Source organism: uncultured Caulobacter sp., from assembly GCF_937900395.1.
Classification (GTDB): domain Bacteria; phylum Pseudomonadota; class Alphaproteobacteria; order Caulobacterales; family Caulobacteraceae; genus Caulobacter.
Window position 1 is genome coordinate 1 of the sequence record NZ_CALCDX010000033.1, and the last position, 12,388, is coordinate 12,388.

13 protein-coding genes and 2 pseudogenes are annotated in these 12,388 nt (G+C 68.8%); 9 read left to right on the plus strand and 6 right to left on the minus strand.

Annotated features, from left to right (window positions below; all coding sequences use genetic code 11):
• Position 1 precedes the first annotated feature (1 nt).
• The 3 genes from Q0379_RS24120 to Q0379_RS02720 all read left to right on the plus strand — a co-directional run bounded on the left by Q0379_RS24120 (position 2) and on the right by Q0379_RS02720 (position 648).
• Entirely contained in the window at positions 2 to 178 is a 177-nt protein-coding gene (locus Q0379_RS24120; protein WP_366519289.1) for a glutathione S-transferase C-terminal domain-containing protein, read from the plus strand.
• 70 nt (positions 179 to 248) lie between these two features.
• Positions 249 to 425: a DUF4169 family protein gene (locus tag Q0379_RS02715; protein ID WP_299004001.1), complete on the plus strand. Its 177-nt coding sequence runs from the start codon at positions 249 to 251 to the stop codon at positions 423 to 425.
• 4 nt (positions 426 to 429) lie between these two features.
• On the plus strand, positions 430 to 648 hold the full coding sequence (locus Q0379_RS02720; protein WP_299004003.1) for a ribbon-helix-helix domain-containing protein: 219 nt from the start codon (positions 430 to 432) through the stop codon (positions 646 to 648).
• Here the strand turns inward: Q0379_RS02720 and Q0379_RS02725 are convergent.
• Together Q0379_RS02725 and Q0379_RS02730 are read right to left on the minus strand one after the other, a co-directional pair.
• A complete protein-coding gene (locus tag Q0379_RS02725; RefSeq protein ID WP_299004005.1) occupies positions 645 to 902 on the minus strand; it encodes a hypothetical protein in 258 nt (85 codons plus the stop codon). The two genes, Q0379_RS02720 and Q0379_RS02725, sit on opposite strands and share 4 nt — an antisense overlap.
• 8 nt (positions 903 to 910) lie before the next feature.
• Positions 911 to 1,111, minus strand: a complete 201-nt coding sequence (locus Q0379_RS02730) for a hypothetical protein (protein WP_299004007.1) — start codon at positions 1,109 to 1,111, stop codon at positions 911 to 913.
• A 122-nt stretch (positions 1,112 to 1,233) separates the two neighbouring features.
• Here Q0379_RS02730 and Q0379_RS02735 point away from each other — a divergent pair, with 122 nt between their 5' ends.
• A complete protein-coding gene (locus tag Q0379_RS02735) occupies positions 1,234 to 3,660 on the plus strand; it encodes a UvrD-helicase domain-containing protein (RefSeq protein ID WP_299004008.1) in 2,427 nt (808 codons plus the stop codon).
• Here the strand turns inward: Q0379_RS02735 and Q0379_RS02740 are convergent, their stop codons facing one another.
• On the minus strand, positions 3,661 to 4,887 hold the full coding sequence (locus Q0379_RS02740) for a low temperature requirement protein A (protein WP_299004009.1): 1,227 nt from the start codon (positions 4,885 to 4,887) through the stop codon (positions 3,661 to 3,663).
• An 86-nt stretch (positions 4,888 to 4,973) separates the two neighbouring features.
• Between Q0379_RS02740 and Q0379_RS02745 the strand changes: the two genes are divergently transcribed.
• Both Q0379_RS02745 and Q0379_RS02750 read left to right on the plus strand, forming a co-directional pair.
• Positions 4,974 to 5,447 carry a hypothetical protein gene (locus tag Q0379_RS02745; protein ID WP_299004011.1) on the plus strand — a complete coding sequence of 158 codons (474 nt, stop codon included), beginning with the start codon at positions 4,974 to 4,976 and terminating at the stop codon, positions 5,445 to 5,447.
• A gap of 45 nt (positions 5,448 to 5,492) precedes the next feature.
• Positions 5,493 to 6,359, plus strand: coding sequence for a 50S ribosomal protein L11 methyltransferase (locus Q0379_RS02750; RefSeq protein ID WP_299004013.1), 867 nt, complete (start codon positions 5,493 to 5,495; stop codon positions 6,357 to 6,359).
• A gap of 9 nt (positions 6,360 to 6,368) precedes the next feature.
• Here Q0379_RS02750 and Q0379_RS02755 read toward each other — a convergent pair whose 3' ends face one another.
• Positions 6,369 to 6,905: a carbonic anhydrase gene (locus Q0379_RS02755; protein ID WP_299004015.1), complete on the minus strand. Its 537-nt coding sequence runs from the start codon at positions 6,903 to 6,905 to the stop codon at positions 6,369 to 6,371.
• Positions 6,906 to 7,036: 131 nt separating this feature from the next.
• Between Q0379_RS02755 and Q0379_RS02760 the strand changes: the two genes are divergently transcribed.
• Positions 7,037 to 8,848, plus strand: a complete 1,812-nt coding sequence (locus Q0379_RS02760) for an aminopeptidase P family protein (RefSeq protein ID WP_299004017.1) — start codon at positions 7,037 to 7,039, stop codon at positions 8,846 to 8,848.
• Positions 8,849 to 8,981: 133 nt separating this feature from the next.
• Here Q0379_RS02760 and Q0379_RS02765 read toward each other — a convergent pair whose 3' ends face one another.
• Both Q0379_RS02765 and ligA read right to left on the minus strand, forming a co-directional pair.
• On the minus strand, positions 8,982 to 9,398 hold the full coding sequence (locus Q0379_RS02765; protein ID WP_299004019.1) for a DUF2147 domain-containing protein: 417 nt from the start codon (positions 9,396 to 9,398) through the stop codon (positions 8,982 to 8,984).
• Between the two features lie 110 nt (positions 9,399 to 9,508).
• A pseudogene (gene ligA, locus Q0379_RS02770) lies at positions 9,509 to 11,557 on the minus strand (NAD-dependent DNA ligase LigA); the annotation flags it as partial.
• Between ligA and Q0379_RS02775 the strand changes: the two are divergent.
• Together Q0379_RS02775 and Q0379_RS02780 are read left to right on the plus strand one after the other, a co-directional pair.
• Positions 11,537 to 11,716 (plus strand): annotated as a pseudogene (locus Q0379_RS02775) (nitroreductase/quinone reductase family protein); the annotation flags it as partial. The pseudogenes ligA and Q0379_RS02775 sit on opposite strands and share 21 nt — an antisense overlap.
• A gap of 178 nt (positions 11,717 to 11,894) precedes the next feature.
• Positions 11,895 to 12,269, plus strand: a complete 375-nt coding sequence (locus Q0379_RS02780; protein WP_299004020.1) for a pyridoxal-phosphate dependent enzyme — start codon at positions 11,895 to 11,897, stop codon at positions 12,267 to 12,269.
• Positions 12,270 to 12,388: the final 119 nt, after the last annotated feature.

Below are 12,388 nucleotides of genomic sequence, written 5' to 3' on the forward strand. Positions count from 1 at the left end.
GCTGGAAGGCTCGCCCTGGCTGCTGGGCGACGCCTTCTCCGCCGCCGACATCATGTTCGTCAGCCTGCTGCAGTTCGCCCGCCAGATGCTGCCGCCGCACAAGGTCTATGACGAATGGCTAGCGCGCGCCAACGCTCGTCCCGCCCTCGCCCGCGCGCTGGCCAAGGACGACGCCTGAGGCGGGGCTTGCGTCCTCGGCGGGATCGTCCGATTACCGTCGAGGACCGAGCAACTCGGAGGCAAGCGCCATGGCCGACGTCGTCAATCTGAACCAAGCCCGCAAGGCCAAGGCCAAGGCCGACGACAAGGCCCGCGCCGTTGAGAACCGCGCTCGCTTCGGCCGCACCAAGGCCGAAAAGTCCCTCGAAGCCGCCCGCGCCGACAAGCTGCGACGCGAGCTGGACGGCGCCAAGCGCGAGGACTGAACGCTTGGCGGGCTTGAAGAAGCGGTCGGTGAACCTGGCCGGCCACGCGACATCGTTGGCCCTCGAGCCGGAATTCTGGGCGGTTCTGGAACGCGCAGCCGCCAAGGATGGCGGCAGCTTGGCCGCCTTGATCCAACGGATCGACAACGCGAGAGGCGATCGTCCCCTCGCCTCGGCCTGCCGGGTGTTCGCGTTGAACGAAGCGGCGAGCAGCCCCCACTAGCGCCGCGCGGCGGTCTCCACCGTCGGCCGCCGTTGTGTCGGCATGGTCGGCGGCTTCGGCATCGGCGTCTTGCGCAGGACCTCAGGAAGCTTTGGCAGCGGCTGACGCCAGGAAGCGCCCTCGCCCACCATCACGCCCAGCCGCCAAGCGCCCCAGACCGCGCCTGCCAGGAGCGCGATAACCAAGACGGCCGCCCAAAGCCCGCCGCTGTCGCGACGGGCTTCGGATCGACGACCATGAGTCGTGGCGGTCACGGCCTGCCTCAGCCGCCCGGCGCCTTGGGCGCGGGGGCGTCAGGCAGCTTCGGCGCCGAGGCCGAGATGTTCACGTCGACCTGCTTCTTTTGGCCGATGCCGCCCGACCACATGAAGAAGGCGAGCACAGCCACGATCACCACCAGGCCGCCCACGATGAACGCCAGGGCGCTGTTGCCGCCCCCGCTGCTGCTGGTTTGTTCCGTCATCCGAGATCTCCCTGCCCGAGGGCGCGATTTCCATTGTCGGATCAACGACACGACACACTGGGAGTTCCCCATCAGGCGGGTTTGGGCTTAAGCGGCGCGTTCCGTGTGCTACATATGTTCCCATGCATTCCGACGCCGACTCGCCAGAATTCCAGGACGAATTCCCGGGCGACCTCCCCGCTCCGCGTATTTCCGATCTCGCCCGGGCCCGGCCGCCCGCCCCAATGGGACGAGACGCCGCCCCCGGCTATCTGGACGGCCTGAACCCCGAACAGCGCGAGGCCGTCGAGACCACCGAGGGCCCGCTGCTGGTCCTGGCCGGCGCCGGCACCGGCAAGACGCGGGTCTTGACCACGCGCCTGGCCCACATCCTGGCCACCGGACGCGCCCGGCCGTGGGAGCTCTTGGCCGTCACCTTCACCAACAAGGCCGCGCGCGAGATGCGCGAGCGGATCACCCACATCATCGGTCCGGAGGCCGAGGGGCTGCGGTGGCTGGGCACCTTCCACTCGGTCGCCGCCCAGATCCTGCGCCGCCACGCCGAGCTGATTGGGCTGAAGTCCAACTACACGATCATCGACACCGACGATCAGGAACGGCTTCTGAAGCAGCTGATCGAGGCCGAGAACATCGACGCCAAGCGGTGGACGCCCCGGATCCTCTCGCAGATCATCGACGGCTGGAAGAACCGCGGCTGGACGCCCGACCGCGTCCCGACGTCGGAGGCCGGCGAGTTCGCCAACGGCAAGGGGATCACCCTCTACCGCCAGTACCAGGAGCGCCTGCGCATCCTGAACGCCTGCGACTTCGGCGATCTTCTGCTGCACAACATCAGCATCTTCACCGGCCATCCGGACGTGCTGGACGAGTTCCAGCGGCGCTTCAAATACGTGATGGTCGACGAGTATCAGGACACCAACGTCGCCCAGTACCTGTGGCTGCGCCTGCTGGCCCAGGGCCGCCAGAACGTCTGTTGCGTCGGCGACGACGACCAGTCGATCTACGGGTGGCGCGGGGCCGAGGTCGACAACATCCTGCGCTTCGAGCGCGATTTCCCCGGCGCCAAGGTCGTGCGCCTGGAATGCAACTATCGCTCGACCGAGCACATCCTGGCCGCCGCCTCGGGCCTGATCACCGCCAACAAGGGACGCCTGGGCAAGACCCTGTGGACCCCGTCCAAGGGCGGCGAGAAGGTCAAGGTCTCGGGTGTCTGGGACGGCGAGGCCGAGAGCCGCCTGATCGCCGACGAGATCGAGCGCGCCAAGAAGGCCGGCCGCAAGTACAGCCAGATGGCCATCCTGGTCCGCGCCAGCTTCCAGATGCGCGCCTTCGAAGAGCGCTTCGTGATGCTGCAGATCCCCTACAAGGTGGTCGGCGGTCCGCGCTTCTTCGAACGCGCCGAGATCCGCGACGCCCACGCCTATCTGCGCCTGATCCAGTCGCCCGACGATGACCTGGCCTTCGAGCGGATCGTCAACACGCCCAAGCGCGGCATCGGCGACACTTCGGTGCAGAAGCTGCTGCAGATCGCCCGGCTGGAAGGGATTTCGACGGTCGAGGCCGCCCGCGTGATCATCGGCAGCGACGACCTGCCGGCCCGCACGCGCACGGCGCTCAGCAACTTCATCCGCGACCTGGACCGCTGGCGCTCGATGGTCGGAACACTGCACCACCAGCGGCTGCTGGAAACCGTGCTGGAGGAGAGCGGCTATACCGACGCCCTCCGCCTCGACAAGGGCCCCACCAGCCAGACGCGGCTGGAGAACCTGAAGGAACTGGTCCAGTCGATGGGCTCGTTCGACACGCTGGAGGCCTATCTGGAGCACGTGTCGCTGGTCATGGACCTGGACCGCGAAGCCACTGGCGACGCCGTCTGGATCATGACCCTGCACTCGGCCAAGGGTCTGGAGTTCCCGCTGGTCTTCCTGCCCGGCTGGGAGGAAGGCGTCTTCCCCAGCCAGCGCAGCATGGACGACAAGGGCGAGAAGGGCCTCGAGGAAGAGCGGCGCCTGGCCTATGTCGGCATCACCCGCGCCCGCGAGGAGGCCCGCATCAGCTTCGTCGCCAACCGTCAGGTCTACGGCCGCTGGACCAGCCAGCTGCCCAGCCGCTTCGTCGACGAGCTGCCGATCGCCCACGTCGATGCGGCGTCGGAGACCGGCTATTACGGCGGCGGCCCGGGCATGCAGTCGACGGCCGCCTCGCGTTGGGACGATCCTGGCACGTCGGCCTTCCAGTCTGGCAGCTACGACAGTCCCGGGTGGAAAAGGGCCCAAGAGCGGACCTCGGGCTTCGGCGAGCGCGGCGGGTCATGGCGTTCGGGCGGCGTCCGCGCCGGCTCGTCCGCCCGCTCGGCGCCGATCGAGGGCGAAGGCCGTCTGGTCGCCGTCTCGGCCCCGACCAACAGCGCCTATGCGCGCGGCGACCGGGTGTTCCACGTCAAGTTCGGCTACGGCAAGGTCACCGGCATCGAGGGCAACAAGCTGACCGTGGCCTTCGACAAGGCCGGCGAGAAGAAGGTCATCGACAGCTTCGTCGAAAAAGCCTGATCAGCCTCTCTTCGTCTTCTTGGACTTCAGCCCGGGCTTGATCCCGTCGTGCGCGGGCGGTTTTTCGACCGGGCGCGGCGTCAGGCTTTCCCAGGCGCCCACGGCGATCAGGACGAAGGTCGAGAGAGCCGACAGCGCCAGGGGACTCAGGCTCAAGGCCAGCGGAACAAGCGCCGCGAGGGCCGCGAGCCCCGTGATCCGCGCACGCGACCAGCGGCGGAAGACGGCTAGCTTGAACAGCAGCGTGCCCGTCAAGAACAGGAACGGCCCGCCGATCACCGCCGCCGCGATCTTGAAGTCGGCGTGGCCTAGCGGATGGTGGATCACCCACTCGTCGCCGACCGCCGCCACGATGATCCCCGCCACCGGCAGGATGTGGGTGTAGGTATAGGCCACGCGGGCGATCGCGCCGGGGTCCTTGGACTCCTCGATCGCCTTGCTGGCGGCCTCGGCGGTCGAGGAGAAATAGATCCACCACATCGCCAGGCTGCACAGGAAGGCGCTGGTGAAGGCGGCCATGACCGGCAAGTCCCACGGCATGCCCATCACCGTGCTGCCGCTGACGATGATCGACTCGCCCAGGGCGATGATCGTGAACAGGGCGCAGCGCTCGGCCATGTGGCCGCCCTCGACCTTCCACTCCTGGCTCTTGGTGCGTCCAAGACCCGGCGTCCAGAAGCCGACAGCGGGCGAGAGATACTCGACGCCCAGCGCCAGCGCCCAGATGAGCAGGCGCGCCTCGCCCTGCACGAAGGCGCCAGCGATCCAGAAGATCGCGGCGAACACCAGCCAGGACAGAATGCGGGCGAAGTTCCGGCGATGCTGGGGTTCCCGCCAGGCGCTCCACAGGAAGAAGGCCGTGCGGCCAACCTGGATGGTCACGTGGCCCGCGGCGAAGGCCAGCCCTCGCTCGCCGAAGGCGTCGGGGATCGCCGCCGCCAGGACCAGGGCGGCGGCCATCATCACGAACAGCATCAGGCGAACCAGCCCGCGCTCGGGATCCAGCCAGTTGGTCGCCCAGGCGGTATAGATCCACGACCACCAGACCGCGAGCAGCAGCAGCGTCGCGTGAATCAGGCCAGGACCATCCGGATGCCGCAGCACCGCGTGCGACAGCTGGGTGACCGCGAACACGAACACCAGGTCGAAGAACAGCTCCGCGTAGGTCACGCGGGCGTGCTCGGCGGCGTTGCGCTCGCGCAGGAGCGGCGTCTTGGTGTCGGCCATGTCCCTCTTGACCACAGTCAAGACGCCGAAACCAGCCTCGCGGACGTCGGTCCGAAACTAAGAGGCGGTTCGCGCGCTCTAGCGACATGGAACGCCTGGACCTGATCCTCGACCGCCTGAAGGGTTTCGCCCTCACCCGCCCCGTGGCCTATGGCGCGCCGTCCTTCGCGATCGCCGGCCTGCTGGCGGGCCTCTTCATGCAGATGGGCCCGCAAGACGGACCCTACGTCCCCGAGATGGAGCGGGTCGAGCGTCCGGTGTTGGCCGAAGCCGAGCCGATCGCCTGGCCGACCGGCAAGGTTCCGGACTATGTCATCGGCACGGACGCCCTGAAGCCCGCGACCGCGCCGCAGCCGGCGATCCAATATGCGGACTACGAGCCGCCGCCCGCGCCGGAGCTTCCGCCTTATATCCCAGCCGAACACGGGCCCGCGACGCCGCCGCCTGCATCCGATGAGACGCGCTGGGCCTCCGCGCGCGGCGACATTCTCGACGTGTCCCTGCCCGAGGACGCGCCGCGCGCGCCGATCCCGACCGTGCTCGCCGGGATCAATCCGTAGCGCTGAAGGCTCGCTTTTCGGCGGCTTTGCCGCTAACGGAGCGGCATGACCGACTATACGCCCCAGCAGATCGTCGCCCGCGGCGCGCGCGCCGACGCCGAGACCGCCGCCGACGCCATCGACAACCATCCCGGCCTGGAAGGCGCGACCTACTCGATCCTGGAAGAGGACGAGGACAAGAACGTCTGGCGTATCGACGCCTTCCCCACCACCCAGGAGGAAGACGACGGCCTGATGGCCCTGCTGGCCGAGTACGACCTGAAGGTCACGCGCGACACCCTGGCCGACGCCGACTGGCTGGCCATGGCGCTGTCGGGCCTGCCGCCCGTGCGCGCCGGCCGCTTCTTCGTCTACGGCATGCACGACCGCGGCCGGCTGCCGGCCAGCACCGTCAACCTGCGCATCGAGGCCGGCGCGGCCTTCGGCACCGGTCACCACGGCACCACCGTCGGCTGCCTGCAGGCCTATGACCGCCTGATCAAGGCGCGGAAGTTCAACAAGGTCCTCGACGTCGGCGCCGGCACGGGCCTCTTGGCCATCGCCGCCGCCCGCACCGGCACGAAGCTGGCCGTTGGCACCGACATCGACAAGCCGTCCGTCCGCATCGCCAAGGAGAACGCCCAGGTGAACCGCGCCAACGCGCGCTTCGTCCATGCTTCGGGCCTGGGCCACCGCCTGGTCGCCGAGAACGCGCCCTACGATCTGGTCTTCGCCAACATCCTGGCCCGCCCGCTGATCAGCCTGGCCCAGGACATCAAGCGCGCCCTGGTCCCAGGCGGCACGGTGATCCTGTCGGGCCTGCTGCGCACCCAGGAGCGGATGGTCAAGGCCGCCTACCTATCGCGCGGCTTCAAGGTGAAGAGCCGCATCCACCGCGACGCCTGGGCGACGCTGGTGCTGCAGCGGCCCTAAGCCGACAGGTCAGGCGATGTCCTGGACCTTGCCGTCCAGCGACATCAGGCCCAGCTCGACCTCGAGGTGCTCGTGGCGGCGCTTGATTTCCGCGCGCAGGGCCTGGAGCTCCTTGGCGTGGGCCGCCAGCTCCTTGTCGGGCGTATCGACGGCCTCGGCGCCCAGGATCACCTTGTAGGCGCCGCAGTCGCGGTGATCGAGCACCATGACCTTGTGGATCGAATGGAGCGTGATCGCCACGTCCAGATGGCTCCAGAAGGCCTGACCCCAGCTGGGATACTTGTCGGTCAGAGCGCCGAGCGAGGCGCCGGCCAGCACGACGTGATCGTACTTATCCCGAAGACCGCGGCCGTCCATGTAGGCGACCGTCTCTTCGGTCAGGCGGTAATCCATACAGGTCAGCAGCAGCATGTCGGTATGGCCGCGCGCCCGGGCCACGCCCGGCGCCAGGGTAGACAGCAGGCTGACGCCGCCGCCCAGCGCGATCAGGCCGAACGCTTCCCGACGCGACAGGCCGGTAATCTTTGGGGAACAGCAGGTCTTCATGGGGTCGCTCCGCGAGATAGGCGCGGCACAGTTTCATTCCCACTCAAGCGTGACCATGTGGCGTCGAGACGCACGACCGCCATTTGGACGGCGCACTTGGCGTTTGGCCGGCCAAACTTTAAATCCTCCCCATGCGCCAGACCTTTGACGAATCCACCGATCCCTCCTTCGGCCCCAAGCACGTCCCGCTGATCCGCCAGGCCATGGCGGCGCAGGGGCTCGACGGCTTCCTGGTGCCGCACGAGGACGAGCACCAGAACGAATACCTGCCCGCCGCCAATGACCGCCTGGCCTGGGCCAGCGGCTTCACCGGCTCGGCCGGCGCCGGCGTGATCCTGAAGGACCGCGCCGCCGTGTTCGTCGACGGCCGCTACACCCTGCAGGTCCGCGAGCAGGTCGATCAGGGCGTGTTCGAGATCCGCGACCTCGTCGAGGGCGGCGTCCCCGCCTATCTGGAGACCGTCTCGAAGGGCGCGGTGATCGGCTACGACGCCCGCCTGCACAGCCCCGCCGCGCTGGAGAGCCTGAAGGCCGCCGCCGCCCGCGCCGGCGCGACGCTGAAGCCGGTCGCCGCCAACCCGGTCGATCAGGCCTGGGGCGAGGCGCGCCCCGCCCAGCCGATGGCGCCGATCGTCCCGCAGCCGATCGAGTACGCGGGCGAGGAGTCCAACGCCAAGCGCGCTCGCGTCGGCGCTTCGGTCGCGGCGCACGGCGCCGAAGCGGCGGTGATCACCGCTCCGGCCTCGATCGCCTGGCTGTTCAACGTGCGTGGCGGCGACGTCATCCGCTCGCCGCTGCCTCTGTCGCAAGCCATCCTGAACGCCGACGGGACGGCGCGGCTGTTCATCGAACCGGCCAAGGTCACGCCCGAGCTGCCCGCGTGGCTCGGCAACCAGGTCACGCTGGAGACGCCGGACCGCCTGGCCGAGGCGCTGGGCGATCTATCCGGCAAGAGCGTCGTCGTCGATCCGGCCCAGTCCTCGGCCTGGTACTTCGACACCCTGGCCGCCGCCGGCGCCAAGATCGTGCGGGCGATGGACCCCTGCACCCTGCCGCGCGCCTGCAAGAACGCGGTCGAGCTGGACGGCACGCGCGAGGCGCACCGCCGCGACGGCGCGGCGTTGACGCGTTTCCTGCACTGGCTGGCCACCGAGGGCCAGGTCAATCCGCCCGACGAGAAAGAAGCCGTCGCCAAGCTCGAGGCCTTCCGCGAGGCCACGGGCGTCCTGAAGGACCTCAGCTTCGACACTATCGGCGCGGCCAACGGCCACGGCGCCCTGCCCCACTACCGCCCAACCGAACGCAGCAACGAGCGCGCCAAGCTGGGCTCGCTGCTGCTGGTCGACAGCGGCGGCCAGTACCTGGACGGCACCACCGACGTGACCCGCACCGTGGCGATCGGCGAGCCGACCACCGAGATGGTCCAGCGCAACACGCTGGTGCTGAAGGGCCACCTGGCGATCGCTCGCCTGCGCTTCCCGGCCGGCACCACCGGCTCGGCGATCGACGCCTTCGCCCGCGCGGCCCTGTGGGCGCATGGGCTGGACTACGACCACGGCACCGGCCATGGCGTCGGCGTCTATCTGGGGGTTCACGAGGGGCCGCAGCGGATCTCTAAAGCGCCGAACACCATCGCCCTGCAGCCCGGCATGATCGTCTCGAACGAGCCCGGCTACTACAAGGACGGCGAGTACGGCATCCGCATCGAGAACCTTGAGGTCGTGATGCCGGCCGAGGACGTGCCGGGCGGCGATCGCCCGATGCATCGCTTCGAGGCCCTGACGCTAGCTCCCATCGACCGTCGCCTGATCGACAAGTCGCTGCTGACGCCCGAGGAGATCGCCCAGTTCGACGCCTACCACGCCCGCGTGCTGCGCGAGATCGGTCCCCGGGTGGAGCCTGAGGTTCGGGCCTGGATGGAACAGGCCTGCGCGCCGCTTTGATGAATAGTTCCTCCCCCGCGCCGCGGGGGAGGTGGCCCAGAGGGCCGGAGGGGGCCAGCTCGGCCAAGCCAGCGCTTGCCCCCTCAGTCGCTCCGCGACAGCTCCCCCGCATCGCGGGGGAGCCTCTTCAAACCTACCGCAACCGCGTCCAGACCTGCGTCTTGCAGAACGGCGCGACGATGCAGCCCTTCAGCTTCAGCTGGTTCTCGCCGATCAGCTCGATCGTGCCCGAATAGGTGCCGCCGTCGTCGGGGTTGTAGACCTTGCCGTCCTTCCACTTCGTCGGACCGCCGGAGAAATCATAGAGCATCTGCAGGCCCTTGAGCGTGCGGACACGCTGGGACTCGTCCTTGTTCTTGACGTCCTTCAGCGCGGGGTTCTCGCGGATGTGGTTCGAGTTCACCAGCTTGCCGCACAGGCTGTTGCCGCAGTGGGAGATCTCGACCTGGCCGCCGTTGGTCGGCGTCTGCCACAGACCGGCGACATCGGCGGCTAGGGCCGGGCTCGCCAGCAGGCCGAAGGCGGCGGCGATCATGGTGGTGCGGAACATCAACGACTCCCTGGGTCGCGCTTCAAATGCGCGTTTGATCGCTTGGTTGCGCGATCTCGTCCCTCGGGACAAGCCCTGACACGAAAAGGAGGCGGGATTTCGAAAAGCGATCAGCTTCCGACCAGAGCCAGCCACTCGTCTTCGGTCATGACCTGGATACCGAGCTCGGTCGCGGTCTTCAGCTTCGAGCCCGCGCCGGGTCCGGCGACGACCAGATCGGTCTTCTTCGACACCGACGACGCGACCTTGGCGCCCAGCCCCTCGGCCTGGGCCTTGGCTTCGTCGCGGGTCATCTTCTCCAGAGCGCCGGTGAAGACGATGGTCTTGCCGGCGACAGCCGTGTCGGTCTTGGGTTTTTCGACGGGCTGGATGTCCAGCTCGGCGACCAGATTGGCGACCTTCTGCCGGTTGTGGTCCTCGGCGAAGAAGCGGGCAAGGGACTGGGCGGCGACGGGGCCGACGCCGTCGATCGCGGCCAGGTTCAGATAGTCGTCGCCCGGCGCGCCACTCGCGGCCGCCGCCAAGCCCTCGGCGAAGGCGTCCCAGGTCCCGTAGCGCTGGGCCAGGGCCGCGCGGGCCGGCTTGGTCAGTTTCGGGACGGCGTGGCCGATCTTGATCTCCAGGTCGTCAGTCTGGGGCCAGGGATCGGCCTTGAGGCCGCCCCTCCCCGCCTCGACCAGCGTGTCCAGCGCTTTGGGCCCGACGCCGGGCGCGGTGGAGAGTTCAAGGTAGGTCTCGCCAGGAAGAGCTTTAGCGGCGGCCTCGGCGGCGTGCTGCAGGTCCTCGAAGCGGTCGAAGTTGCGGGCCAGCACGGTCGAGGTGGTCTCGCCGATGTCGCGCGCGCCCAGGCCGTAGATCATCCGGTCCATGGTGATCGTGCGCCGGGCCTCGATGCCCCGCACCAGATTGGCGACCGAAGTCTCGCCATAGCCTTCCCGCTCGCGCAGGGCCGCCAGCTTCTGCTCGTCACGGGCTAGCTTGAAGATGTCGGCCGGCTCGGTGATCCAGCCCTCGTCGAAGAAGGCCTGCAGCTGCTTCTCGCCCAGGCCCTCGATGTCGAAGGCGCGGCGGGACACGAAGTGGCGCAGGTGCTCCACCCGCTGGAACGGACAGGCGAACTCGCCCGTGCAGCGGCGCACCACCGACTCCTGACCCGAGGCGTTGACCTCGCGGGCCAGCGGCGTCTGCAGCGGGCACGGGCAAACGTGGGGAAAGACGTAGGGCTCGGGCGCGGGATCGGGCCGGGCGTCGAGCGCGACCTCGACGATCTGCGGGATCACGTCGCCAGCCCGCTGGACGATCACCGTGTCGCCAATCCGGGCGTCGAGTCGCTCGATCTCGTCGCCATTGTGCAGGGTGGCGTTGGTCACCACGACGCCGCCCACGGTCACCGGTTTCAGCCGCGCCACCGGCGTGATCGCGCCGGTGCGGCCAACCTGCAGGTCGATGGCTTCCAGGACGGTGCGAGCCTTCTGGGCCGGGAACTTGCGGGCGATGGCCCAGCGCGGCGAGCGCGAAACGAAGCCCAGGCGGCGCTGCAGCTCCAGGTCGTCGACCTTGTAGACGACGCCGTCGATGTCGAAGTTCAGGGTCGGCCGCAGCGCCTCGAACTCGGCGTAGACGTCGAGCAGCCCCTGGGCGTTCTCGACGCGACGCGCCGGCGGGGCCGTGGTCACGAAGCCCCAGGAGCGCAGCGCCTCCAGCGCCGCCCACTGGCCGTCCGCGAACGGCTCCGACACCAGGCCCCAGGCATAGCCGAAGAACCGCAACGGCCGCTGGGCGCTGATCGCGGGATCGATCTGGCGCAGCGAGCCCGCCGCGAAGTTGCGGGGGTTGGCGTAGGTCCGCTGGCCGGCTTCCTCGGCGGCCTTGTTGAAGGCGGCGAAGGCCGCGAGCTCGACATAGACCTCGCCGCGCACCTCGATCACGTCGGGCCAGCCCGAGCCTTTCAGGCGGTGCGGGATGTCGGCGATGGTCCGGAGATTGGCGGTGACGTCCTCGCCGGTCTGGCCGTCGCCGCGCGTGGCGCCCTGGACCAGCACGCCCTTCTCGTAGCGTAGCGAGGCCGACAGGCCGTCGATCTTCGGCTCGGCCGTGTAGGCCAGGGTTTCGCTGGGCGACAGCCGCAGGAAGCGGCGCACCCGCGCGTCGAACTGCAGGACGGCACCGTTTCGGGCGATTACGAAGCCCGCGAGGTGTTCGGCGACGAGAAGGCCGCCTGGTGGGAGCGTGCGGTCGCCGCCTACCCGGACTACGCCGACTACCAGACCAAGACCGACCGCCAGATCCCGGTGTTCGTCCTGACGCCGGCCAACTGATCCCCGAATTCGACGTTCTGGTCGATCCCGGACGCACTTTTCCGCCCGAACGTGCGTTTGGGTGTTTGGAAAGGCCGCGTGGCACCATTGATCGGTGTCCGCTGAAGTGAGCCAGAGTCCCCGGGTATCGCCGCTGTGCGCGGCCGATGTCGAGGCGGCGGCCCAGCGAATTTCCGGCGTGGTGACACCCACTCCGCTGCAGTTCAGCGACCGGCTCTCCCAGCTGACGGGGGCCCTGGTCTACCTCAAGCGGGAAGATCTGCAGGTGGTGCGGTCCTACAAGCTGCGGGGCGCCTACAACCTGCTGATGCAGCTGACTCCCGAGGAGAAGGCCGCCGGGGTGGTGTGCTCGTCGGCGGGCAATCACGCACAGGGCTTCGCGCTGGCCTGTCGATCGATGGGCATCCACGGCCGGGTCTACGTTCCCGCGAAGACACCGAAGCAGAAGCGGGACCGGATTCGCTATCACGGCGGCGAGTTCATCGAGCTGATCGTCGGCGGCGCCACCTACGACCTGGCCACCGGTCGCGTCACCCGGGTGGCCGCCGCATGACCACGGGCGACGCCGCGCTGCGCGGCTACAGCACCACCCTCAGCCACGAGCGCCCGGTGGCGGTGCTGGGGATGCTGCTGGCGTTCGTCGGCCCATCGCTGTCCGCAATCGCGTTATCA